The organism is Burkholderia semiarida, assembly GCF_029268935.1.
GTDB classification, from domain to species: domain Bacteria; phylum Pseudomonadota; class Gammaproteobacteria; order Burkholderiales; family Burkholderiaceae; genus Burkholderia; species Burkholderia semiarida.
Genome location: NZ_JAHLCL010000005.1, coordinates 1,009,552 through 1,032,789, shown reverse-complemented (window position 1 = coordinate 1,032,789; position 23,238 = coordinate 1,009,552). Strand labels below are relative to the sequence as shown.

Annotated in this window: 21 protein-coding genes; 10 read left to right on the top strand and 11 right to left on the bottom strand. The window is 66.2% G+C overall.

All coding sequences use genetic code 11. From position 1 onward, the window contains the following. Positions 1–46: 46 nt before the first annotated feature. Together ispH and KPB06_RS11455 are read right to left on the bottom strand one after the other, a co-directional pair. On the bottom strand, positions 47–1,027 hold the full coding sequence (gene ispH, locus KPB06_RS11460; RefSeq protein ID WP_059576830.1) for a 4-hydroxy-3-methylbut-2-enyl diphosphate reductase: 981 nt from the start codon (positions 1,025–1,027) through the stop codon (positions 47–49). Between the two features lie 2 nt (positions 1,028–1,029). After that, positions 1,030–1,485: an FKBP-type peptidyl-prolyl cis-trans isomerase gene (locus tag KPB06_RS11455; protein WP_275905594.1), complete on the bottom strand. Its 456-nt coding sequence runs from the start codon at positions 1,483–1,485 to the stop codon at positions 1,030–1,032. A 135-nt stretch (positions 1,486–1,620) separates the two neighbouring features. Here KPB06_RS11455 and radC point away from each other — a divergent pair, with 135 nt between their 5' ends. The 4 genes from radC (at position 1,621) to nadB (ending at position 4,798) form a co-directional block, all read left to right on the top strand. Then, positions 1,621–2,394 carry a RadC family protein gene (radC, locus tag KPB06_RS11450; RefSeq protein ID WP_059646221.1) on the top strand — a complete coding sequence of 258 codons (774 nt, stop codon included), beginning with the start codon at positions 1,621–1,623 and terminating at the stop codon, positions 2,392–2,394. A 237-nt stretch (positions 2,395–2,631) separates the two neighbouring features. Continuing rightward, positions 2,632–2,865 carry a 50S ribosomal protein L28 gene (gene rpmB / locus KPB06_RS11445; protein ID WP_004186391.1) on the top strand — a complete coding sequence of 78 codons (234 nt, stop codon included), beginning with the start codon at positions 2,632–2,634 and terminating at the stop codon, positions 2,863–2,865. A gap of 17 nt (positions 2,866–2,882) precedes the next feature. Continuing rightward, entirely contained in the window at positions 2,883–3,050 is a 168-nt protein-coding gene (gene rpmG / locus KPB06_RS11440; RefSeq protein ID WP_006478046.1) for a 50S ribosomal protein L33, read from the top strand. Between the two features lie 161 nt (positions 3,051–3,211). Further along, positions 3,212–4,798: an L-aspartate oxidase gene (gene nadB / locus KPB06_RS11435; protein WP_059576836.1), complete on the top strand. Its 1,587-nt coding sequence runs from the start codon at positions 3,212–3,214 to the stop codon at positions 4,796–4,798. 95 nt (positions 4,799–4,893) lie between these two features. Here the strand turns inward: nadB and nadC are convergent, their stop codons facing one another. The 6 genes from nadC to purN form a co-directional block, all read right to left on the bottom strand. Continuing rightward, positions 4,894–5,775 (bottom strand): carboxylating nicotinate-nucleotide diphosphorylase, encoded by an 882-nt coding sequence (nadC, locus tag KPB06_RS11430; RefSeq protein ID WP_059576839.1) that lies wholly within the window; start codon positions 5,773–5,775, stop codon positions 4,894–4,896. Continuing rightward, positions 5,772–6,908 (bottom strand): quinolinate synthase NadA, encoded by a 1,137-nt coding sequence (nadA, locus tag KPB06_RS11425; protein WP_059576914.1) that lies wholly within the window; start codon positions 6,906–6,908, stop codon positions 5,772–5,774. Before nadA ends, nadC begins: the two co-directional genes overlap by 4 nt. Positions 6,909–7,169: 261 nt before the next feature. Then, complete coding sequence (locus KPB06_RS11420; protein WP_059576842.1) at positions 7,170–8,366, bottom strand: DesA family fatty acid desaturase; 1,197 nt, start codon at positions 8,364–8,366, stop codon at positions 7,170–7,172. 214 nt (positions 8,367–8,580) lie between these two features. Then, positions 8,581–9,963 carry a mechanosensitive ion channel family protein gene (locus KPB06_RS11415; protein ID WP_059576844.1) on the bottom strand — a complete coding sequence of 461 codons (1,383 nt, stop codon included), beginning with the start codon at positions 9,961–9,963 and terminating at the stop codon, positions 8,581–8,583. A gap of 18 nt (positions 9,964–9,981) precedes the next feature. Then, on the bottom strand, positions 9,982–11,247 hold the full coding sequence (locus KPB06_RS11410; protein ID WP_059576847.1) for an RsmB/NOP family class I SAM-dependent RNA methyltransferase: 1,266 nt from the start codon (positions 11,245–11,247) through the stop codon (positions 9,982–9,984). Continuing rightward, on the bottom strand, positions 11,244–11,906 hold the full coding sequence (purN, locus tag KPB06_RS11405; RefSeq protein WP_059576850.1) for a phosphoribosylglycinamide formyltransferase: 663 nt from the start codon (positions 11,904–11,906) through the stop codon (positions 11,244–11,246). Before purN ends, KPB06_RS11410 begins: the two co-directional genes overlap by 4 nt. A 122-nt stretch (positions 11,907–12,028) precedes the next feature. Here purN and KPB06_RS11400 point away from each other — a divergent pair, with 122 nt between their 5' ends. The 5 genes from KPB06_RS11400 to dut all read left to right on the top strand — a co-directional run bounded on the left by KPB06_RS11400 (position 12,029) and on the right by dut (position 18,243). After that, a complete protein-coding gene (locus tag KPB06_RS11400) occupies positions 12,029–13,021 on the top strand; it encodes a bifunctional riboflavin kinase/FAD synthetase (RefSeq protein WP_059576853.1) in 993 nt (330 codons plus the stop codon). 102 nt (positions 13,022–13,123) lie between these two features. After that, positions 13,124–15,961, top strand: coding sequence for an isoleucine--tRNA ligase (gene ileS, locus KPB06_RS11395; protein WP_059576856.1), 2,838 nt, complete (start codon positions 13,124–13,126; stop codon positions 15,959–15,961). 2 nt (positions 15,962–15,963) lie between these two features. Then, positions 15,964–16,464 carry a signal peptidase II gene (lspA, locus tag KPB06_RS11390; protein WP_059576859.1) on the top strand — a complete coding sequence of 167 codons (501 nt, stop codon included), beginning with the start codon at positions 15,964–15,966 and terminating at the stop codon, positions 16,462–16,464. Between the two features lie 67 nt (positions 16,465–16,531). Further along, a complete protein-coding gene (coaBC, locus tag KPB06_RS11385) occupies positions 16,532–17,743 on the top strand; it encodes a bifunctional phosphopantothenoylcysteine decarboxylase/phosphopantothenate--cysteine ligase CoaBC (protein WP_059576862.1) in 1,212 nt (403 codons plus the stop codon). 53 nt (positions 17,744–17,796) lie between these two features. Further along, positions 17,797–18,243 (top strand): dUTP diphosphatase, encoded by a 447-nt coding sequence (gene dut / locus KPB06_RS11380; protein WP_099316743.1) that lies wholly within the window; start codon positions 17,797–17,799, stop codon positions 18,241–18,243. A gap of 31 nt (positions 18,244–18,274) precedes the next feature. Here the strand turns inward: dut and KPB06_RS11375 are convergent, their stop codons facing one another. From KPB06_RS11375 to clpS, 3 genes are all read right to left on the bottom strand, one after another. Continuing rightward, positions 18,275–19,654, bottom strand: a complete 1,380-nt coding sequence (locus KPB06_RS11375) for an amino acid permease (RefSeq protein WP_275920444.1) — start codon at positions 19,652–19,654, stop codon at positions 18,275–18,277. A gap of 103 nt (positions 19,655–19,757) precedes the next feature. Beyond that, complete coding sequence (gene clpA / locus KPB06_RS11370; RefSeq protein ID WP_059576869.1) at positions 19,758–22,058, bottom strand: ATP-dependent Clp protease ATP-binding subunit ClpA; 2,301 nt, start codon at positions 22,056–22,058, stop codon at positions 19,758–19,760. Continuing rightward, positions 22,055–22,369 carry an ATP-dependent Clp protease adapter ClpS gene (clpS, locus tag KPB06_RS11365; protein ID WP_006398529.1) on the bottom strand — a complete coding sequence of 105 codons (315 nt, stop codon included), beginning with the start codon at positions 22,367–22,369 and terminating at the stop codon, positions 22,055–22,057. The genes clpA and clpS overlap by 4 nt, the downstream gene beginning before the upstream one ends. Before the next feature lie 547 nt (positions 22,370–22,916). Here clpS and KPB06_RS11360 point away from each other — a divergent pair. Beyond that, on the top strand, positions 22,917–23,120 hold the full coding sequence (locus KPB06_RS11360; protein ID WP_004196460.1) for a cold-shock protein: 204 nt from the start codon (positions 22,917–22,919) through the stop codon (positions 23,118–23,120). Positions 23,121–23,238 lie beyond the last annotated feature (118 nt).

Below are 23,238 nucleotides of genomic sequence, written 5' to 3'. Positions count from 1 at the left end.
GCGCCGACGGGCGCGCTTCGGTATTCCGCAGGGTGCGATGCGGCAATCAGGCCGCGGGCGGCAGGTTCAACCCGCGCGGCAGCGGAAACGACACGTTTTCCTCGATGCCCTCGAGTGCGCGGACGTTGCGCACGCCGAGCTCGCGCAGCCGGGCGATCACGGCCTGGGCGAGCACTTCGGGCGCCGACGCGCCGGCCGTCACGCCGATGCGGCGCTTGCCGGCAACCCATGCCGGATCGATCTGATCCGGCGCATCGACCATGTACGCGGCCACCCCGCGCTTTTCGGCCACTTCCCGCAGCCGGCTCGAGTTCGAGCTGTTCGGACTGCCGACCACGATCACGACGTCGCATTGCGGCGCCATGAACTTCACCGCATCCTGCCGGTTCTGCGTCGCGTAGCAGATGTCCTGCTTCTTCGGCTCGCGGATCTTCGGATACTTCGCCTTCAGCGCGCCGATGATCTCGGCCGCGTCGTCGACGGACAGCGTCGTCTGCGTGACGAGCGCGATGCGCTCGGGATCGGCGAGCTCGAGCTTCTGCACGTCCTCGACGCTTTCGACGAGGTGCATGCCCCGCTCGACCTGGCCCATCGTGCCTTCGACCTCGGGATGGCCCTTGTGCCCGATCATGACGATGTCGACGCCGTCCTGGCGCATCTTCGCCACTTCGACGTGCACCTTCGTGACGAGCGGGCAGGTTGCGTCGTAAATGCGCAACCCGCGCACGTCCGCCTCGTCGCGGACGGCTTTCGACACGCCGTGCGCACTGAAGATCACGGTGTTGCCGGCCGGCACTTCCTCGAGCTCCTCGACGAAGATCGCGCCCTTCTTCTTCAGATCCTCGACCACGTACTTGTTGTGGACGATTTCGTGACGCACGTAGATCGGCGCACCGTGCATCGCGATGGCGCGCTCGACGATCTCGATCGCGCGGTCGACGCCCGCGCAGAAACCGCGCGGCTGGGCCAGCAGGATTTCGGCGTCGGCGGCGACGGTCTGCGCGGACAGCGTATCGGTGGTACTCATGATTACAGGATTCCGATGATTTTCACTTCGAACGTGAGCGCCTGGCCCGCGAGCGGATGATTGAAGTCGAACAGCGCCGAGGTCTCGCTGACTTCCTTCAGCACCCCCGCGTAGCGGCCGCCATCCGGTGCGTTGAACTCGATGAGCTCGCCCGGCGTGAAATCGTCGCCGACCATCCCGTTCTCGCGCAGCGTCGACAGCGTCACGCGCTGAAGCATGTCGGGATTGCGGGGGCCGAACCCCTGATCGGGCGCTAGCTGAAAAGTCGAGTGGTCGCCGAGCCTGAGCCCGAGCAGAATCTGTTCCAGCGACGGCGCCAGTTGCCCCGCGCCCAGCAACAGCGTGGCCGGCTTGTCCGAGAAGGTGTTGACGATGTCGGCGCCGTCGGCCAGTGCCAGCCGGTAATGCAACGTGACGTGGGAACCGGGCTTCACTTCGGATAGATCGATGAGGCTCATGAATTACTCGTTCGGTCGGCGCCCGCTACGGCCGAATGGCCCGGCGCAAAGCCAATATTGTAAGTCACCTGAGCGTGCAAGGCGGAAAGTGCGACGACGTCGCGCACGCCGCCCGCCGCCAATGGAGTTCAGACCATGCTGTCACCCCGCCTCATCCTGCCGTCGGCCGAATGCCGCGACACCACCGATGCGCCGGCCGATCCGCCCGCCCGCGTCATCCCTATCAACCGGCGCAGGCGCCGCCCGGGCGACTGGCGGCCGGAGCGGCCGCGCGAGCGGCTGCTGGAACGCGGGCCGGCCGCGCTGACCGACGACGAACTGATCGCGCTGCTGCTCGGCACGGGCAAGCCCGGTCACGACGTATTCGTCATCGCCCGCGATCTGATCAAGCAGTACAAGTCGCTGCGCGGATTGCTCGAAGCGGGCGCCGACGATTTCGAGGCGCACCCCGGCATCGGCCCCGCGCGCTCCGCGCGGCTGGTCGCGGTCACCGAGATCGCCCGGCGCATGCTGGAGGAGAAGGCACGGGACGGCATGCAGATCGATTCGCCAGGCGCCGTCGAGGATTGCCTGCGAATGAAGATCGGCACGCTCCCGCACGAAGTATTCGTCGCGGTCTATCTGGACGCCCGCAACCGCATGATCGACATGGAGGAACTCGCGCGCGGCTCGCTCACGCGGATGGCCGTCTATCCGCGCGAGATCGTGCGCCGCGCGATGCAACAGAACGCTGCGGCGCTGATCGTCGCGCACAACCATCCGTCGGGCGCGGTGCAGCCGAGCGCGGAAGACCGCCGCCTGACGCGCGTGCTGAAAGACGCGCTCGAGCTCGTCGACGTGCGGCTGCTCGATCACGTCGTCGTCGGCGTCAGCGATACTTTCTCGTTCGCGCGGGCCGGTTGGCTGTAGACTGTGGCGCGGCGGCCCGTCCCAGGGCGCCGCAACGGCGAAGCGAAATTAGGTTTGATTTTTCTGAACTTTTTCTGCTAGAATCGCCGTCTGTCTTTTTTCCAACCAGTTCTAGCCATCGAAGGGCCTTGTCTGTAAGGGCTACGGCGTTCTGAGTGCAGCCATGGATCACGTGGCGGTGCGATGGAACCTTCACCGGCGATCGAACCCCGAATTTAGCGTATTAGGAGTGCTCTCATGGCACGCGTATGCCAAGTAACTGGGAAAGCGCCGATGAGCGGCAACAACGTTTCCCACGCCAACAACAAGACGAAGCGCCGCTTCCTGCCGAACCTGCAAAACCGCCGGTTCTGGGTGGAGAGCGAAAACCGCTGGGTGCGTCTGCGCGTCTCGAACGCCGGCCTGCGCCTGATCGACAAGAACGGCATCGATTCCGTGCTCGCTGACCTGCGCGCACGCGGCGAAGCCTAAGCCCAAGGAGCACAATCATGGCAAAAGGCGCCCGCGACAAGATCAAGCTCGAGTCGACCGCTGGTACGGGTCACTTCTACACGACCACGAAGAACAAGCGCAACATGCCGGAAAAGATGGCGATCAAGAAGTTCGATCCCGTCGTCCGCAAGCATGTGGAATACAAAGAAACCAAGATCAAGTAATCTCCGGTTTCTGCCAGCTTGACGGTGACCGAAAAGCCCCGCACATGCGGGGCTTTTTGTTTTGCGCGCACGCGCGGGCCCCCGACGCGGTATGCTCTCCCCTTTCCGCGGCGACAGCCGACGGAACGCAAGATCAAAAAGCGTAACGATGGAGATGCAGCATGAAATTCGACGTGGCGATCGTCGGCAGCGGCCTGGCAGGGCTGTCGGTCGCACTCAATCTGGCCAGCACGCGACGTGTCGCGCTGATCGCGAAACGTTCGATGATGGAGGGGGCGAGCGATAACGCGCAGGGCGGCATCGCAGCGGTCCTCGACTCGGCGGACAGCATCGAGAACCACGTCGACGACACGCTGGTCGCCGGTGGCGGCCTGTGCGACGAAGGCGCGACGCGCTACATCGTCGAGCACGGCCGCGAAGCGATCGAATGGCTGATCTCGCAAGGCGTGCCATTCACGAAGGACGACGCGGCCGAACTCGGCTTTCACTTGACGCGCGAAGGCGGTCACAGCCACCGCCGGATCATCCATGCGGCCGATGCGACCGGCCATGCGGTGCTCGCGACACTGTCGGAGCGGGCGCGCCAGCATCCGAACATCACGTTCCTCGAAAACCACCACGCGATCGACCTGATCACGTCGGACCGGCTCGGGCTGCCCGGCCGCCGCTGCCACGGCCTGTATGCGCTCGACGTCGACAACGACCGCACGATCACGATCGAGGCGCCGCACACGGTACTCGCCACCGGTGGCGCGGGCAAGGTCTACCTGTACACGACGAACCCCGATACCGCGACCGGCGACGGCATCGCGATGGCATGGCGTGCCGGCTGCCGCGTGTCGAACATGGAATTCATCCAGTTCCACCCCACCTGCCTGTTCCATCCATACGCGAAATCGTTCCTGATTTCGGAAGCCGTGCGCGGCGAAGGCGGCCTGCTGAAGCTGCCCGACGGTACGCGCTTCATGCCCTCGCACGATCCACGCGCCGAGCTCGCGCCGCGCGACATCGTCGCACGCGCGATCGACTTCGAGATCAAGAAGCGCGGGATCGACTGCGTGTATCTCGACATCAGCCATCAGCCGGAAGCATTCCTGCGCGAGCACTTCCCGACGATCCATGCGCGCTGCCTCGAATTCGGCATCGACATCGCGAAACAGCCGATCCCCGTCGTGCCGGCCGCGCACTATACGTGCGGCGGCGTCGTCACCGATCTCGCGGGCCGCACCGATCTCGCCGGCCTGTATGCGGTCGGCGAAACGTCGTACACGGGGCTGCACGGCGCGAACCGGCTCGCGAGCAACTCGCTGCTCGAATGTCTCGTGATCGGCCGCGCGGCAGCCGGGGCGATCGAGGCCGCCGGCTTCGACGCCGACACGCCGGCCGCGCTGCCCGCCTGGGACGAAAGCCGCGTGTCGGACGCGGACGAGGAAGTCGTCGTGGCGCACAACTGGGACGAATTGCGCCGCCTGATGTGGAACTACGTCGGCATCGTGCGCACCGACAAGCGTCTCGAACGCGCGAAGCACCGGCTGTCGCTGCTGCGCGACGAAATCCACGAGTACTACGCGAACTTCCGCGTGACGCGCGATCTGCTCGAACTGCGCAACCTCGTCGACGTGGCAACGCTGATCGTGAAGAGCGCGTACTCGCGCCGCGAAAGCCGCGGGCTGCACTACAGCCGCGACTGGCCGCATACGCTGCCGAAGGCGCTGCCGAGCGTGCTCACGCCGCGCTCGCGCCGCTAAGCGGCGCGCCGCCCTTCCCGGCTGCGGCCGCACAAGAAAAAGGCCGTTGGCGTTTGCGCGCCAACGGCCTTTTTGTCCGATCGGACGCGAATCGGTCAGTCGACGATCCGCATCGAATAGTCCGTCGCCCGCACGTCCTTCGTCAGCGCGCCGATCGAGATGCGATCGACGCCCGTCTCCGCGAACGTGCGCACCGTATCGAAATTGACGCCCCCGGACACTTCGAGCACGGCCTTGCCGGCCGCGACGCGTACCGCTTCGCGCATCATGTCCAGCGTGAAGTTGTCGAGCAGCACCGATTGCGCGCCATGCGCGAGTGCCGTGTCGAGCTGCGCAAGCGTCTCGACTTCGATCTGCACCGGCACGCCCGATTCGAGCGCGAACGCCGCATCGAGGGCTTCACCGACGCCGCCTGCCGCCGCGATGTGGTTCTCCTTGATCAGGATGCCGTCGTACAGCGCGAGACGCTGGTTCTCGCCGCCGCCCACCCGGACCGCGTACTTCTGCGCGAGCCGCAGCCCCGGCAGCGTCTTGCGCGTATCGAGGATCTTCGCGCGCGTACCTTCGACACGATCGACGTAACGGCGCGTCGCCGTCGCGACGCCCGACAGCAGCTGCAGGAAGTTCAGCCCGTTGCGCTCGGCCGTCAGCAACGCGCGCGCCGGCCCCTCGAGTTCGCACACGGCCGAATCGGGCATCATCCGGTCGCCTTCGCGATAGCGCCATTGCACGACGATCGACGGATCGATCCGCGCGATCACGGCCTCGAACCACGGCACGCCGCACAGCACGGCTTCCTCGCGCACGATGATCCGCGCACGGCGGCGCTCGGCGGCCGGCACGAGCCGCCCGGTCTGGTCGCCGGCACCGACGTCCTCGGCGATCGCGTCGGCCACGTTGCGCGCGATCGCTTCGTCGAATGCCGCCCCGTATTGGGCGCGGACGGCGTCGAACAGCGGGGAGACGGCGTTGCTCATGCGGCCCCCACGTTCGCGAACAGCTGCTGGTCGCGCTGCAGGTCGCCGCTCGCCTGCACGCGCTTCTTGTGCGCGGCCGCGAATTCGAGCATCCGGTCGATCGGCAAGCGCGCGCGTTCGCCGATCGCGGGATCGACGAAGATCTGGTTGTGACCGCGCTCGAGCACGTCGGCGAGGTTCGCGAGGCCGTTCATCGCCATCCACGGGCAGTGCGCGCAGCTCTTGCAGGTCGCGCTGTTGCCGGCCGTCGGCGCGGCGATGAAAGTCTTGCCGGGCGCGGCAAGCTGCATCTTGTGCAGGATGCCGAGGTCGGTCGCGACGATGAAGCGCTTCGCGTCGAACTTGACGGCCGCGTCGATCAGCTGCGTGGTCGAGCCGACGACGTCGGCCTGCGCGACGACGTTTTCCGGCGATTCCGGATGCACGAGCACCTTCGCGTCCGGATATTCGGCGCGCAGCAGGTCGAGCTCGATGCCCTTGAACTCGTCGTGGACGAGGCACGAGCCCTGCCACAGCAGCATGTCGGCGCCGGTTTTCTTCTGGATATAGCTGCCGAGATGGCGGTCCGGCGCCCAGATGATCTTTTCGCCGCGCGCGTGCAGGTCGGCCACGATCTCGAGGCCGATCGACGACGTGACCATCCAGTCCGCGCGCGCCTTCACGGCCGCGCTGGTGTTCGCGTAGACGACCACGGTACGGTCCGGATGCGCATCGCAGAATGCCGAGAATTCGTCGACCGGGCAGCCGAGGTCGAGCGAACAGGTCGCGTCGAGATCGGGCATCAGGATGCGCTTGTTCGGGCTCAGGATCTTCGCGGTCTCGCCCATGAAGCGCACGCCGGCGACGACCAGCGTCTGCGCGTCGTGATCGCGGCCGAAGCGGGCCATTTCGAGCGAATCCGCCACGCAGCCGCCCGTTTCGTCGGCCAGTTCCTGCAGTTCGGCATCCACGTAGTAGTGGGCGACGAGCACGGCCTTTTCACGGGTGAGCAATGTCTTGATGCGCGCCTTCAGCGCAGCGCGCTCCTCGGCGGACGGCGCATCGGGCACCTTGGCCCATGCTTGCCCGACGCTACAGACGGTGCCTGCCGACACCGGCCGGTCGTACTCGACGGATTTGATCGTCGATTGCATCTCCATATCTCCTGTCGACCCAAGTTAGCGCTTCAGCGCTTACTTGGGTCCCATGCTTCGCGGTCGGCCCAAGTTAGCGCTTTAGCGCTTACTTGGGTCCATGCTTCGCGGTCGGTGTGAGCGGTTTTTCGGCCCTGACGCGGCACCCAAACTTCACACCAATTCCGGCGCCTGGGCCATCCTGCAAAAACCAGCCGCCCAAATGAAAAAACCCCGCCAACGCGGGGTTTGTGACGTCCTGAGATTCTAATCGATTTCGAATCAGGCGTAGCGGCGCAGGCGCGTCGCGAATTCCTGCAGCGCCTTGATGCCGCTTTGTTCTGCGCGATGGCACCAATCCTGTAATTGCGCGAGAAGCTGTTCGCGCGACGCGGTCGAACGGTCCCAGATCGCGGCGAGATCCTGGCGCAGCTGGAAGTACGTATGCAGCTTCTGGCTGTTCGCGAAGATTTCCGGCAGCAGCTTCTTCTGCGGCTCGTCGAGGCCGTCGGCGTCCTTGTGGAACCACTTGCGCGCGCTGCGCATCAGCTGGTACTTCTCGCTCGAACCGAGTTCCTTCAGGTGCGCGAGCTCCTGGCGGTAGGCACGCTTGACGGCCTTGCCGTAGCGAGCCATCACTTCGTAGCGGTTCGACAGCACGGCCTGCAGCGTTTCCTGGTCGAGCACCGTCTTAGGCTTGTTCAGACGCGGCGTGGGCGCGACCTTCTTCACCTTCGCGAGACCGAATGCCGACATGATGCGGATGTACATCCAGCCGATGTCGAACTCGTACCACTTGTTCGACAGCTTCGCCGACGTCGCGAACGTATGGTGGTTGTTGTGCAGTTCCTCGCCGCCGATCACGATGCCCCACGGGAACAGGTTCGTGCTCGCGTCGGCCGAGTTGAAGTTGCGATAGCCCCAGAAGTGACCGAAGCCGTTGACGACGCCCGCCGCCCAGAACGGAATCCACACCATCTGCACGGCCCACACGGTCAGGCCGAGCACGCCGAACAGCGCGACGTCGATGACCATCATCAGGCTCACGCCGAGAATCGGGTACTTCGAGTAGACGTTGCGTTCGATCCAGTCGTTCGGCGTGCCGTGGCTGAACTTGCGCATCGTCTCTTCGTTCTTCGCTTCCGCGCGATACAGCTCGGCGCCCTCGAGGAACACCTTCCAGATGCCGCGCGTCTGCGGGCTGTGCGGATCTTCCTCGGTCTCGCACTTCGCGTGATGCTTGCGGTGAATCGCGGCCCACTGGCCGGTCAGCATGCCGGTGGTCATCCACAGCCACAGGCGGAAGAAATGGCTCGCGATCGGATGCAGCTCCAGCGCGCGGTGCGCCTGGCAGCGGTGCAGGTAGACCGTCACGCCGATGATCGTGACGTGCGTGACGGCGAGCGCGAACAACGCGACCTGCCACCACGAAAAATGCAGGAGCCCGTGGGAAAGAAAATCGAGCAGGGAATTCAACAAGGCAGTTACCTGTGATGAGAGCGACGCCCGTTGGCGTCAGAAGAATGAAAGCATACCGCGTGTAGACCAGAATTTTACTTCAACCGTTCCAAGTCTTTGTAAAAAATGAACATTTTCTTGCCCTCACGCAATCCGCGCGGTCCATGGGCGGACTGGGAAAGGCCTGCGATCCGGTTTCGACCGCGAAATCGGTACGATTGACCGGCCGCGAGCGCTATGCCGCCGGCGCGCGCGCGCCCAGCGCACCGTTGGCGGCAGCCGGATCGCGCCCGGCCGCCGCGCCGGCCGCGGGAAAGCCGTCCGGCAGTCCGACCACGCGCACTTCGCGCTGCGGAAACGGAATGGAAATCCCGTGCTCGCCGAACAGCCGCCAGATGTTGCGGTTCACGCTCGAGCGCACGCCCGACGTGCCTTTCGCCGCATCCTCGATCCAGAAACCCAGCTCCAGGTCGATCCCGTCCGCGCCGAAACTCGCGAGGTACGGCGTCGGCGCCGGCTCGGCCAGCACGCGCGGCACGTCCTTCGCGGCTTCGGCAAGCAATGCGAGTGCCTGCTCGACGTCGCTCGTGTAGGCGACCTGCACCGCGACCTTCGCGTAGCCGCGCGTCAGGTACGACGACTGGTTCTGCACGACGTCGGTGATCAGCTTCTCGTTCGGGATCAGCGTCTCGTTGCCGTCGAGGCCGCGCACGACCGTGTAGCGCGTGCGGATCTGCGTGACGACGCCCTGCAGCCCGCCGACGCTGATCGCATCGCCGAGCCGCAGCGAGCGGTCGAGCAGGATGATGAAGCCCGACACGTAGTTGCTCGCGATCTTCTGCAGCCCGAACCCGAGGCCGACGCCCACCGCGCCGCCGAACACGCCGAGCACCGTCACGTCGATACCGACGAGCGACAACCCGATCAGGATCGCCGCGAACACGAGCAGCGCGCGGCCGACCCGCGACAGCACGACCTTCAGGTTCGCGTCGAGCGTGCTCGCGCGCGACAGGCGATCCTCGAGCACCGAGCCGAGCCACATCGCGACCATCAGCGTCACGCACACCCACAGCGCGCCGGAGATCACCGACAGCAGCGTGAGGTGCGCGGTCGCGACCCGGAACTGCACGCTGTCGAGCCAGCCGAGCACGTCGCGCTGGATGCCGAGCACGGTCATCACCATCGCGGCCCACACGACGGTCGACACGATCTTCTCGACGACCGACAGCCACGCGTGCGTGTGGCCGTCGCGCGCGAACACGCGCCGCGCGAAGAAGAACAGCACGTAGATCAGCCCGATGCCGAACAGCGGCACGAGCGCGAGCGACAGCAGCGACGTCGACATGAACGGCTCGAACGCGAGCTGCGCGCCGCCGACGAACACGCCGCCGAACAACGGAAACAACGCACGCTTCAGGCTTTGCGCGCCCGCGCCCGGCGCGCGTCCGGCTGCCCGGCGCCGCGCATCGATCCGAGCGTGCACGAAGCGCGCGGCCACCCACGCGAGACACAGCGCACCGACGAGAATCGCCGCCTGCCAGATCATCACCGGCTGGTGGAAATCGCGAATCACCGATGCCAGCCGGCGCGACAGCAGGCGGCTCTGCAGACTCTCCATCGTCCGTCCGGCCAGCCGTTACTGCGCGGCGCGGCGTTCGAGCACCGCGGCGAAGAAGCCGTCCGTCGCGTGACGGTGCGGCCACAGCGACAGGTAGTCGCCCGTCTCGAGTTCGACGCGCTGGTCGGCCAGCACCTTCTGCGCCGGCACCAGCACGAACTCGGGATGATCGGCGAGGAACTGTTCGACGATGCGCTCGTTCTCGGCATCGAGCACGCTGCAGGTCGCGTAGACGAGCCGGCCGCCCTTCTTCACGAGGCGCGCGGCGCTCGCGAGGATCGACGCCTGCTTCGGCGTCAGCTCGTCGATCGCGGTGCGCGTCTGGCGCCACTTCAGGTCGGGATTGCGGCGCAGCGTGCCGAGGCCGCTGCACGGCGCGTCGACCAGCACGCGGTCGATCTTGCCGGCGAGCCGCTTGACCTTCGCGTCGTGCTCGCTGTCGATCAGCACCGGGTTCACGTTCGACAGCCCGCTGCGCGCGAGGCGCGGCTTCAGCTTCGCGAGGCGCTTCTCCGACACGTCGAACGCATAGAGGCGCCCCGTCGAGCGCATCATCGCGCCGAGCGCGAGCGTCTTGCCGCCCGCGCCCGCGCAGAAATCGACGACCATTTCGCCGCGCCGCGGCGCGACCAGCGAGCACAGCAGCTGGCTGCCTTCGTCCTGCACCTCGATCGCGCCTTCCTCGAACAGCTTCAGGCGCGTCAGCGCCGGCTTGCCGACCACGCGCACGCCGAACGGCGCGAACGGCGTCGCGCCCGCATCGATGCCGCTCGCGCGCAGCGCGTCGATCACCTGGTCGCGGGTCGCCTTCTGCGCGTTGGCACGCAGGTCGAGCGGCGCCGGGTAGTTCAGCGCGGCGGCGAGCTGCGCGAGCTCCTCGGCGTCGAAACGGGCCGACAGCGCCTGGTGAATCCAGTCGGGCAGGTTCGTGCGGATGCGCACCGGCAGGCTCGCCGGATCGATCTTCGACACGTGTTCGAGCCATGCCGACTCGGTGTCGGACAGGAACGGCTTCAGCGCATTGCGACCGACCGTCTGCATCAGGCCCAGCAGCGTGAGGCGCCGCGCGGGCGTGCCGGTGCCGCTCTCGGCCAGATGCGAAAACTCCATCTTCCGGCGCAGCACCGCGAACACGGCCTCGGCGATCACGCCGCGCTCCGCATGCCCGAGCTTCGGGTGCGCACGGAAGAACCGGCTCGTCGTCGCGTCGGCGGGGCCGGCGAATTTCAGCACCTCGGCCAGCAAAGTCTCGGTCTGGCCGATCAGGAATCCGTGCAGCTTCATACGCCCTCACTCGTTTCGGTATGCGGTTGATCCGCGAAAATCCAGCGCGCCTCGTCGGGCGCCACCACTGCGCGGCCGTTCTCGAGGCGCAGCCGCCCCTCGACGAACCAGCGCACCGCACGCGGATACAGCACATGCTCGACCGCCAGCACACGCCCCGCGAGCGCGGCCGCGTCGTCGCCGGCGCGCACGGGCACCGCGCCCTGCGCGACGATCGCGCCGCTGTCGAGCTCCGGAATGACGAAATGCACGCTCGCGCCATGCAGCGCGACGCCGGCGTCGAGCGCCTGCTGGTGCGTGTGGATGCCCTTGAAGCTCGGCAGCAGCGACGGATGGATGTTGAGCAGCCGGCCTTCGTATCGTCTGACGAATGCGGGCGTCAGGATGCGCATGAAGCCGGCGAGGACGACGAGATCGGGCGAGAAACGGTCGATCTCGGCGGCGAGCGCCGCGTCGAAGCTGTCGCGGCCGTCGAACGACCGGTGGTCGACCACCGCCGTCGCCGCCCCGTGCGACGCGGCAAAAGCCAGTCCGGCCGCATCGGGCCGGTTGGCGATCACGGCGGCAATCTCGGCCGGCCAGCGTTCCTGCGCGCACGCGCGGACGATGGCCTCCATGTTGCTGCCGCGACCGGAAATCAGGATCACGAGTTTTTTCATCCGCGAATTTTACCATTCGCCCTCGCGTTTCCCGCCTTCTCGGCCGTCGGCCCGCCCGAACGTTTATAATCTTCTGCTTTGCGGCATTCCACCGCTCATTCCCCGACGCTGCATCCGCTATCGTGAAAGTCTTCCGCGGCCTGCCCAACGCCGAGAGCCGCGCCCCGTGCGCGCTGACGATCGGCAACTTCGACGGTGTCCATCGCGGCCACCAGGCCCTGCTCGCGCGCGTGCGCGCGGCGGCGGACGCGCGCGGCCTGCCCGTGTGCGTGATGACGTTCGAGCCGCACCCGCGCGAATTCTTCAATCCGGCCGGCGCGCCGCCGCGCATCGCGATGCTGCGCGACAAGCTCGAGGCGCTGCGCGAGCACGGTGTCGACCGCGTCGTCGTCGAGCACTTCAACCACACGTTCGCGAGCCAGTCGCCGCAGGCGTTCGTCGAGCGCACGCTGGTGAACGGCCTGCACACGCGCTGGATGATGGTCGGCGACGATTTCTGCTACGGCGCGAAGCGCGCGGGCACCTTCGACACGCTGAAGGCGGCCGGCGAGCAGCACGGCTTCGAGGTCGAGCAGATGGGCACGGTGGCCGGCAGCGACGGCACGCGCATTTCCAGCTCCGGCGTGCGCGCGTCGCTCGCCGCGGGCGATCTCGACGCGGCCGCACAGGCGCTCGGCCACGGCTATGCGATCAGCGGCCACGTCGCGCACGGGCTGAAGCTCGGCCGCGATCTCGGCTTCCCGACGCTGAACCTGCCGATCGCGCACAAGCGGCCGGCGCTCGCGGGCATCTTCGTCGTGCAGGTGCACGGCCTCGGCCCCGAGCCGCTGCCGGGCGTCGCGAGCCTCGGGCTGCGTCCGACCGTCGACGATTCGGGCCGCGTGCTGCTCGAAGTCCACCTGCTCGACTGGCACGGCGACGCGTACGGCAAGCTGATCCGTGTCGAATTCCTGAAGAAGCTGCGCGACGAGGCGAAGTTCGACGATCTCGAGGCGCTGTCGCGCGCGATCGCGCTGGACGTCGCGAACGCGCGCGCGTACTTCGTCGAGCGCGACCGTGCGCCGGGCAGCCGGGCGACGGGCTTCGCGACGTCGGCCACCGACCGAATTAGCTGATCCGGACGGCGGCGCCCTGGCGCCGCACCCTCGCGCGCCTGCTCGCGCGCCTACCCGATTCACGACGCCCGAGCGTCCCCCGATTTAGATAGCGATCCCATCATGAGCAACAAGAAAGCCGATTCGAAACCGCAGGCCAAGTATCCGGTCAACCTGCTCGACACGCCGTTCCCGATGCGCGGCGACCTGCCCAAGCGCGAGCCGCAGTGGGTCAAGGAGTGGGAAGAGCGCGGCATCTACGACAAGATCCGCGCGGCCAGCAAGGGCCGGCCGAAGTTCATCCTGCACGACGGCCCGCCGTATGCGAACGGCGACATCCACCTCGGCCACGCGGTCAACAAGATCCTGAAGGACATCGTCGTCAAGTCGCGCAACATGGCCGGCTTCGACGCGCCGTACGTGCCGGGCTGGGACTGCCACGGCATGCCGATCGAAATCCAGATCGAGAAGCAGTTCGGCAAGTCGCTGCCGGCGGCCGAAGTGATGAGCAAGGCGCGCGCGTACGCGACCGAGCAGATCGAGAAGCAGAAGGTCGGCTTCAAGCGCCTGGGCGTGCTCGGCGACTGGGCCAACCCGTACAAGACGATGAACTTCGTGAACGAGGCGGAAGAGATCCGCGCGCTCGGCAAGATCATCGAGAAGGGCTACGTGTATCGCGGGCTGAAGCCGGTGAACTGGTGCTTCGACTGCGGCTCGGCGCTCGCGGAAGCGGAGGTCGAGTACAAGGACCGCACCGACCCGACGATCGACGTGATGTTCGCGTTCGCGGAGCCGGAAAAGACCGCGCACGCGTTCGGCCTGCCGGCGCTGCCGCGCGCCGAAGGCGGCATCGTGATCTGGACCACCACGCCGTGGACGATTCCCGCCAACCAGGCGCTGAACCTCCACCCGGAAATCGTCTACGCGCTGGTCGACACCGAGCGCGGGCTGCTGATCATCGCGCAGGAGCGCGTCGAAGCCTGCATGGCCGACTTCAAGCTGACCGGCCGCGTCGTCGCGACCGCGCCCGGCGTGAAGCTCGCGAACCTGCGCTTCCACCACCCGCTCGCGTCGGCCCACCCCGGCTACCAGCGCACCGCGCCCGTCTACCTCGGCGACTACGTGACGACCGATACGGGTACCGGCGTCGTGCACTCGTCGCCCGCGTACGGCATCGAGGACTTCCAGTCGTGCAAGGCGCACGGGATGACCGATTCCGACATCATCAACCCGGTGATGGGCGACGGCCGCTACATCGAGTCGCTGCCGCTGTTCGGCGGCCTGTCGATCTGGGACGCGAACCCGAAGATCGTCGACGCGCTGAACGCGGCCGGCTCGCTGCTGCGCAGCGAGAAGTACACGCACAGCTACATGCACTGCTGGCGCCACAAGACGCCGATCATCTACCGCGCGACGTCGCAATGGTTCGCCGGCATGGACGTGGCGCCGCGCGACGGCGGCAAGACGCTGCGCGAGACGGCGCTCGAAGGCGTCGACGCGACCGCGTTCTACCCGTCGTGGGGCAAGCAGCGCCTGTTCAGCATGATCGCGAACCGTCCCGACTGGACGCTGTCGCGCCAGCGCCAGTGGGGCGTGCCGATGGCGTTCTTCGTGCACAAGGAAACCGGCGAGCTGCACCCGCGCACGCTCGAGTTGCTCGAGGAAGTCGCGAAGCGCGTCGAGCAGTCGGGCATCGAGGCATGGCAATCGCTCGACCCGCGCGAGCTGATCGGCGACGACGCGAACCTGTACGAAAAGAACCGCGACACGCTCGACGTGTGGTTCGACTCGGGCACGACGCACTGGCACGTGCTGCGCGGCTCGCACAAGGATCAGCTGCAGTTCCCCGCCGACCTGTACCTCGAAGGCTCGGACCAGCATCGCGGCTGGTTCCACTCGTCGCTGCTCACCGCATCGATGCTCGACGGCCGCGCGCCGTACAAGGGCCTGCTCACGCACGGCTTCACGGTCGACGGCGAAGGCCGCAAGATGAGCAAGTCGCTCGGCAACGGCATCGACCCGCATGAAGTCGCGAACCGCCTCGGCGCGGAAATCATCCGCCTGTGGATCGCGTCGACCGACTACTCGGGCGAACTCGCGATCTCCGAGGAAATCCTGAAGCGCGTGACCGAAGGCTATCGCCGCATCCGCAACACGCTGCGCTTCCTGCTCGCGAACCTGTCGGATTTCGACTTCGCGCAGCACGCGGTGCCGGTCGACGAATGGCTCGAGATCGACCGCTACGCGGTCGCGTTCTCGCAGCAACTGCAGACGGAACTGCTCGGCCACTACGAGAAGTACGAGTTCCACCCGGTCGTCGCGAAGCTGCAGACGTACTGCTCGGAGGATCTCGGCGGCTTCTACCTCGACGTGCTGAAGGATCGCCTGTACACGAGCGCCGCCGATTCGCGCGCGCGCCGTTCCGCGCAAACGGCGCTGTACCACCTGACGCAAGGCCTGCTGCGCGTGCTCGCGCCGTTCCTGTCGTTCACGGCGGAAGAAGCGTGGAAGGTGTTCCAGCCGGCGAGCGACACGATCTTCACGGAGACCTACTATGCGTATCCGGAAGTTGCCGGCGCGGCCGCGCTGATCGAGAAGTGGGCGCTGCTGCGCGACGTCCGCGGCAACGTGACGAAGGCGCTCGAGGAAGCGCGCACCGCGAACCGCATCGGTTCGTCGCTGCAGGCCGAAGTGGCCGTGCATGCGAGCGGCGCGCGCTACGACGCGCTGACGAGCCTCGGCGACGATCTGAAGTTCGTGCTGATCACGTCGGCCGCGACGGTCGTCAAGGTCGACGACGACGCGCAGGAAAGCGTCGACGTGGCCGCGTCGAAGTACCAGAAGTGCGAACGCTGCTGGCACTACCGCGAAGATGTCGGCGCGCACGCCGATCATCCGACGCTGTGCGGCCGCTGCTTCTCGAACCTGTTTGAAAACGGCGAAATCCGGAGCGCTGCATAAATATGGCGAAGACCCTGTCGAAACCGGCCAGCGGCGCGCTCGCGCCCTGGCTCGGCATTTCGCTGATCGTGATCCTGTTCGACCAGTTGTCGAAGATCGCGATCCTGAAAACGTTCGCGTACGGCGCGCAGCATGCGCTGACGTCGTTCTTCAATCTCGTGCTGGTGTACAACCGCGGCGCCGCGTTCGGCTTCCTGTCGGCCGCGAGCGGCTGGCAGCGCTGGGCGTTCACCGCGCTCGGCATCGGTGCGACGCTCGTGATCTGCTTCCTGCTGCGCCGTCACGGCCAGCAACGCCTGTTCAGCCTGTCGCTCGCGCTGATCCTCGGCGGCGCGCTCGGCAACGTGATCGACCGGCTCGTCTACGGTCACGTGATCGACTTCCTCGATTTCCATCTCGGCGCGTGGCACTTCCCGGCGTTCAACCTCGCCGATTCCGCGATCACGGTGGGCGCGGTGCTGCTGGTCTACGACGAGCTGCGGCGCGTGCGCGGCGCGCGCTGAGCGCGCATACTCCGTGTCGACGGCCGGCTTCGCGCCGGCCGTTCCGTTTGACCCCAGGAGGCCTGAGTTGGCACACGCAGAACTCGCAGGAAAACACCTCGTTCTCGGCCTGACGGGCGGCATCGCCTGCTACAAGATCGCCGAACTCACGCGGCTGCTCGTGAAGGCCGGTGCGACCGTGCAGGTCGCGATGACCGACGCCGCCACCCAGTTCATCACGCCCGTCACGATGCAGGCGCTGTCGGGGCGGCCCGTCTATACGAGCCAGTGGGACGCGCGCATCGACAACAACATGGCGCACATCGACCTGTCGCGCGAAGCCGACGCGATCGTGATCGCGCCCGCGTCGACGGATTTCCTCGCGAAGCTCGCGCACGGGTTCGCCGACGACCTGCTGTCGACGCTGTGCGTCGCACGCGACTGCCCGCTGCTCGTCGTGCCCGCGATGAACCGCCAGATGTGGCAGAACCCGGCCACGCAACGCAACGCCGCGCAACTGCGCGCGGACGGCGTATCGGTGCTCGGCCCGGACTCGGGCGCGCAGGCGTGCGGCGAAGTCGGCGACGGCCGCATGCTCGAGCCCGAGGCGATCTATGAAGCGATCGTCGCGCACTTCGCGCCGAAGGTGCTCGCGCACCGGCGCGTGCTGATCACGGCCGGCCCGACGTTCGAGCCGCTCGACCCGGTCCGCGGCCTGACGAACCGCTCCAGCGGCAAGATGGGCTTCGCGCTCGCGCGCGCCGCGCAGCAGGCGGGCGCCGACGTGCATCTCGTCGCCGGGCCGGTCGCGCTCGACACGCCGTGGGGCGTGACCCGCCAGGACGTGCAGACCGCGCAGCAAATGTACGACGCGGTGATGCAGGCGGTCGCCGATGCCGACATCTTCATCGCGGTGGCGGCGGTCGCCGACTGGCGCGTCGACCAGCCGGCCGAGCACAAGATGAAGAAGACGGCCGACCGCAAGATGCCGGCGCTCGCGTTCGTCGAGAACCCCGACATCCTCGCGTCGGTCGCGGCGCTGCCCGATGCGCCGTTCTGCGTCGGCTTCGCGGCCGAAAGCGGCGACCTCGACGTGCACGGCGACGAGAAGCGCAAGCGCAAGAACGTGCCGCTGCTCGTCGGCAACCTCGGCCCGCTGACGTTCGGGCGCGACGACAACGAAGTCGTGCTGTTCGAGGCCGCCGGCCTCACGCGCCTGCCGCGCGCGCCCAAGGACGAACTCGCGCATGCGCTCGTCGCGGAAATCGCGAAGCGCTTGCCCGACAACCGCCTGATCTGATCCCGCGCGGCGGCACTGGCCGCCGCGCCCTTCCCGACCGATTCGACGACCGCATGAAACTCGACCTGAAGATTCTCGACGCGCGCATGCGCGACTACCTGCCCGCCTACGCGACCGCCGGCAGCGCCGGCCTCGACCTGCGCGCGTGCCTCGACGCCCCGGTCACGCTGAAGCCGGGCGAAACCACGCTCGTGCCGACGGGCCTCGCGATCCACCTCGCCGATCCCGGCTATGCGGCGCTGATCCTGCCGCGCTCGGGCCTCGGCCACAAGCACGGGATCGTGCTCGGCAATCTCGTCGGCCTGATCGACTCCGACTATCAGGGTCAGTTGATGGTCTCGACGTGGAACCGCGGCCAGACCGAATTCGTGCTGAACCCGTTCGAACGGCTCGCGCAGCTCGTGATCGTGCCGGTCGTGCAGGCGCAGTTCAACATCGTCCACGAATTCGCCGAGAGCGATCGCGGCGAAGGCGGCTTCGGCAGCACCGGCCGCCACTGAGCCACGCAGCACGAAAAACGGGGCCGCGCGATCAGCGCGCGTGCCGGTGCCGGTAATGCAGCGCGTAGGCGAGCGTCAGCAGCACGACGAACACGACGCCGACCACCATCGTCATCCGGAATTCGCGCGTGAAAGCGGTCGTCAGCAGGATCGCCGCGACGAGCGCCGCGCCGAGCAGGCTGCCGAACGGGTGCCCCCACATCCGGAACGCGAGCGTAGGGCCCCGATACTTCGAACGGAAGCGCAGGTGCGTGACGAAGATCATCAGCCACGTAAACAGCGCGCCGAACATCGCGATCGCCATCATCACCGTGAACGCGGTGTCGGGCGCCAGCGCAACCAGCACGGCGGCCACCGCGACGCCGCTCGTCGAAATCCATAGCGCGGCGCGCGGCACGCCGTTCGCGCCCAGCCGGCCGAATACCGCCGGCGCGAGGCGCGCGCGCGACAGACTGAACATCATCCGCGTCGTCACGTAGAGCTGGCTGTTCATCGCCGACAGCGCCGCGATCAGCAGCACGAAGTTGATCACGCCCGCCGCATACGGCACGTGCGTCGCGGCCATCACCTTCACGAACGGGCTTTCGTCGGTGCCGGCCTGCGTCCACGGCACGATCGCCAGCATCAGCGACAGCGTCAGCAGGTAGAACAGCACGAGCCGGAACACGGTCGAGCGGAAGGCGCGCGTGACCGCGTGCTGCGGATCGCGCGCCTCGCCGGCCGCGATCGCGACGGCTTCGATGCTCATGTAGCTGAAAATCGCGACGATCACCGCGACCCAGGTACCCCAAGGCCCCTTCGGCATGAAACCGCCGTGCGCGGTGTAGTTCGCGAAACCGACGCCCGATGCGGCCGGCGCCGACCACACGAGAAACGCGCCGAGCACGATGAACACGACGATCGCCGCGATCTTCAGCAACGAGAACGCGTATTCGACCGTCCCGTACAGCGTGACGCTGGCGAGATTCACCGCGATCAGCAGCGCGGAGAAGCCGATCACCCAGTACCAGCCGGGCACGGCCGGAAACCAGTACTTCATGAACACGGCGATCGCGCTGATCTCGGTGCCGATCGCGAACACGACCGCGAACCAGCACGCATAGCGCACCAGGAAGCCCGCGAGCGGGCCGACGTAATGCTCGGCATACGCGCCGAACGAGCCGGCCGTCGGATGCGCGGCGGTCATTTCCGCGAGCGCGCCCATCAGCAGCAGCGCGATCAGCGCGCCGATCGCATAGGAAACCAGCACGCTCGGGCCGGCGAGCCCGATCGCGAACCCGCTGCCGAGGAACAGCCCCGTGCCGATCGCGCCGCCGATCGCGATCATCGCCATCTGCCCCGACGTCAGCGCGTGGCGCAACCCTTGTTCGCGCGCGACGATATCGTCGAACGACCGTTGTTGTTGTGTCACTGCGTTACCACTCCCCTGCACCACCATCGCGCCGCCGGCGCCGGATAAAACGAAACGGCGCGGAGAACTTCCCGCGCCGTTCGCATGAACAACGAATGATCGCTTACTCGACTTCGACCGTCTCTTCGTTCGGCTTGTGCGGCGGATTCGCCAGCTTGTCGAACGACAACTGCACCTTGTCGCTTTCGTCGACGTCGACGGTCACATGACCGCCGTTGACGAGCTTGCCGAACAGCAGTTCGTCGGCCAGCGCGCGCCGGATCGTGTCCTGGATCAGCCGCTGCATCGGCCGCGCGCCCATCAGCGGGTCGAAGCCGTGCTTCGCGAGATGCTTGCGCAACGCGTCGGTGAAGAGCGCGTCAACCTTCTTCTCGTGCAGCTGTTCCTCGAGCTGGATCAGGAACTTGTCGACCACACGCATGATGATTTCCTCATCGAGCGAGCGGAAGCTGATGATCGCATCCAGGCGGTTGCGGAATTCCGGCGTGAACAGGCGCTTGATGTCGGTCATCTCGTCGCCCGTTTCGCGGCGCGTCGTGAAACCGATCGTCGCCTTCTGCATCGACTCGGCGCCCGCGTTCGTCGTCATGATGATGATGACGTTGCGGAAATCCGCCTTGCGGCCGTTGTTGTCCGTCAGCGTGCCGTGGTCCATCACCTGCAGCAGCACGTTGAAGATGTCCGGATGCGCCTTCTCGATTTCGTCGAGCAGCAGCACGCAATGCGGCTTCTTCGTGACGGCTTCGGTCAGCAGGCCGCCCTGGTCGAACCCGACGTAGCCCGGCGGCGCGCCGATCAGCCGGCTCACCGCGTGACGCTCCATGTATTCCGACATGTCGAAGCGGATCAGCTCGATGCCGAGCGTGAACGCGAGCTGGCGCGCCACTTCGGTCTTGCCGACACCCGTCGGGCCGGAGAACAGGAACGCGCCGATCGGCTTGTCCATCTTGCCGAGGCCCGCGCGCGCCATCTTGATCGAGGCCGCGAGCGCATCGATCGCCGGATCCTGGCCGAACACGACGCTCTTCAAGTCGCGATCGAGCGTCTGCAGCTTGCTGCGATCGTCCTGCGACACGCTCTGCGCCGGCACGCGCGCGATCTTCGAGATGATTTCCTCGATCTCGCCCTTGCCGATCGTCTTCTTCTGCTTCGACTTCGGCAGGATCCGCTGCGCGGCGCCCGCCTCGTCGATCACGTCGATCGCCTTGTCCGGCAGGTGACGGTCGGTGATGAAGCGCGCCGACAGTTCGGCCGCGGCCGACAGCGCACCCGACGAGTACTTGACGCCGTGATGCTCCTCGAAGCGCGACTTCAGCCCGCGCAGGATCGCGACCGTCTGCTCGACGCTCGGCTCCGTCACGTCGACCTTCTGGAAGCGCCGCGACAGCGCCGCATCCTTCTCGAAGATGCCGCGGTACTCGGTGAACGTCGTCGCGCCGATGCACTTGAGCGTGCCCGACGACAACGCCGGCTTCAGCAGGTTCGATGCATCGAGCGTGCCGCCCGACGCGGCGCCCGCGCCGATCAGCGTATGGATTTCGTCGATGAAGAGGATCGCGTGCGGCCGCTCCTTCAACTCCTTCAGCACCGTCTTCAGACGCTGCTCGAAATCGCCGCGATACTTGGTGCCCGCGAGCAGCGCGCCCATGTCGAGCGAATACACCTGCGCGTTCGCGAGGATGTCCGGCACTTCGCCGCGGGTGATCCGATACGCGAGCCCTTCGGCGATCGCGGTCTTGCCGACGCCGGCTTCGCCGACGAGCAGCGGGTTGTTCTTGCGGCGACGGCACAGCACCTGCACGACGCGCTCGACCTCCGGCTCGCGGCCGATCAGCGGATCGATGCGGCCGTCCTTCGCCATCTGGTTCAGGTTCTGCGTGAACTGCGCGAGCGGCGTTTCCTTCTGCGCGTTCGCGTCCTCGCTTTCCGCGTTCGCGTCGGTCGACTTCGCGGCTTCGCCGCTGTTCGTCTTCGCGATACCGTGCGAAATGAAGTTCACCACGTCGAGACGCGTGACGCCCTGCTGCTGCAGGTAGTAGACGGCGTGCGAATCCTTCTCGCCGAAGATCGCGACCAGCACGTTCGCGCCGGTGACTTCCTTCTTGCCGTTCGACGTCGACTGGACGTGCATGATCGCGCGCTGGATCACGCGCTGGAACCCGAGCGTCGGCTGGGTATCGACATCGTCGGTGCCCGGGACGGTAGGTGTGTTGTCGTGGATGAAATTGCGCAGGTTCTGACGCAAGTCCTCGATGTTGGCCGCACACGCGCGCAACACCTCGGCTGCCGTCGGATTATCCAGCAGGGCCAGCAGCAGGTGCTCGACCGTAATGAACTCATGGCGCGCCTGGCGTGCTTCCATGAACGCCATGTGCAGGCTGACTTCCAATTCCTGGGCAATCATGCTTCCTCCATCACGCACTGCAGCGGATGCCCTGCCTGCCGCGCATGGGTAACGACTTGCTCAACCTTGGTCGACGCGATGTCCCGCGTATAGACCCCACAAACCCCTCGCCCTTCGCGATGGACCTTCAGCATGATCTGCGTGGCCGTCTCGCGATCCTTCTTGAAATACTCCTGGACCACCATCACGACGAATTCCATCGGCGTGAAGTCGTCGTTCAGCAGCACCACCTTGTACATCGAAGGCGGCTTCAGCTTCTGCTGCTTGCGTTCCAGGACGGTACTGTCCTGCTTGTCCGGGATAATCGCCATACACCCATTCTAAACAACTCGGACAGGCCCGCAATCCTGCCATTACCCGACCGACCGGCCGGCGCCCTCCCCGGTATCCCGGAACACGCGATCGCCCTCGCGCCATACGAAAGCCGGCTGCGGTGCCGGCTTTCACGCATGGCGCGGAACACGAACCGTCAGTGGGAGTCGCACCGGAACGTCGTGTCCGCATCCAGTATCCCACAAGCCGGGACGACTCGAACGCGTGTCACTCGAGCCTGGTATATGAGCCGATTATGCGGCTTTTCAAGCCCCCGCGCTTGGCCACATGCTGCAAAGCAAAGCCGGAAAAACCCTGAAAATGGGTTCTTTACAACGACCCTCCAACCGTCTAAAAATTCCACTTGACACTCCAATAAAGAGCGCCAACAATCAAGCTGGCACTTTTTTCAATTCGTCTGACGGCGAAATGAAAGAGGCCGAAGGTGAGCTTGTGAGGGGGGAACGGCTGTATTTTCCGGTCGTTTAGCTTTTCGAGCGTGCTCGTGGTAAGTAGCAGCGACTGTGTGACAGGGGAAGTAGGAAAATGGCAACTGGTATCGTTAAGTGGTTCAACGACGCGAAGGGCTTCGGTTTCATCACTCCCGACGAGGGCGGTGAAGATCTGTTTGCGCACTTCTCGGCCATCAACATGCAGGGTTTCAAGACCCTCAAGGAAGGCCAGAAGGTAAGCTTCGAGGTCGTCCAAGGCCCGAAGGGCAAGCAGGCTTCGAATATCCAGGCTGCCTGAAGGCAACGGATTTCGGATGAAGAAACCCGGCATATGCCGGGTTTCTTTTTTTGTGGCGCATCTTTCAAAGCGCCAATGCATCGGCGATTTGATTGCCGTTTTCATACAATCGCGGCGC

What these genes read in the sequence shown, in the direction of transcription:
- lspA (WP_059576859.1), top strand. Translation starts at nt 15,964, where the DNA reads ATGGCGAAGACCCTGTCGAAACCGGCCAGCGGCGCGCTCGCGCCCTGG.
- nadA (WP_059576914.1), bottom strand. Translation starts at nt 6,908, where the DNA reads ATGCAATCGACGATCAAATCCGTCGAGTACGACCGGCCGGTGTCGGCA.
- clpA (WP_059576869.1), bottom strand. Translation starts at nt 22,058, where the DNA reads ATGATTGCCCAGGAATTGGAAGTCAGCCTGCACATGGCGTTCATGGAA.
- KPB06_RS11360 (WP_004196460.1), top strand. Translation starts at nt 22,917, where the DNA reads ATGGCAACTGGTATCGTTAAGTGGTTCAACGACGCGAAGGGCTTCGGT.
- purN (WP_059576850.1), bottom strand. Translation starts at nt 11,906, where the DNA reads ATGAAAAAACTCGTGATCCTGATTTCCGGTCGCGGCAGCAACATGGAG.
- nadC (WP_059576839.1), bottom strand. Translation starts at nt 5,775, where the DNA reads ATGAGCAACGCCGTCTCCCCGCTGTTCGACGCCGTCCGCGCCCAATAC.
- rpmB (WP_004186391.1), top strand. Translation starts at nt 2,632, where the DNA reads ATGGCACGCGTATGCCAAGTAACTGGGAAAGCGCCGATGAGCGGCAAC.
- ileS (WP_059576856.1), top strand. Translation starts at nt 13,124, where the DNA reads ATGAGCAACAAGAAAGCCGATTCGAAACCGCAGGCCAAGTATCCGGTC.
- nadB (WP_059576836.1), top strand. Translation starts at nt 3,212, where the DNA reads ATGAAATTCGACGTGGCGATCGTCGGCAGCGGCCTGGCAGGGCTGTCG.
- dut (WP_099316743.1), top strand. Translation starts at nt 17,797, where the DNA reads ATGAAACTCGACCTGAAGATTCTCGACGCGCGCATGCGCGACTACCTG.
- clpS (WP_006398529.1), bottom strand. Translation starts at nt 22,369, where the DNA reads ATGGCGATTATCCCGGACAAGCAGGACAGTACCGTCCTGGAACGCAAG.
- KPB06_RS11415 (WP_059576844.1), bottom strand. Translation starts at nt 9,963, where the DNA reads ATGGAGAGTCTGCAGAGCCGCCTGCTGTCGCGCCGGCTGGCATCGGTG.
- radC (WP_059646221.1), top strand. Translation starts at nt 1,621, where the DNA reads ATGCTGTCACCCCGCCTCATCCTGCCGTCGGCCGAATGCCGCGACACC.
- KPB06_RS11455 (WP_275905594.1), bottom strand. Translation starts at nt 1,485, where the DNA reads ATGAGCCTCATCGATCTATCCGAAGTGAAGCCCGGTTCCCACGTCACG.
- KPB06_RS11410 (WP_059576847.1), bottom strand. Translation starts at nt 11,247, where the DNA reads ATGAAGCTGCACGGATTCCTGATCGGCCAGACCGAGACTTTGCTGGCC.
- ispH (WP_059576830.1), bottom strand. Translation starts at nt 1,027, where the DNA reads ATGAGTACCACCGATACGCTGTCCGCGCAGACCGTCGCCGCCGACGCC.
- rpmG (WP_006478046.1), top strand. Translation starts at nt 2,883, where the DNA reads ATGGCAAAAGGCGCCCGCGACAAGATCAAGCTCGAGTCGACCGCTGGT.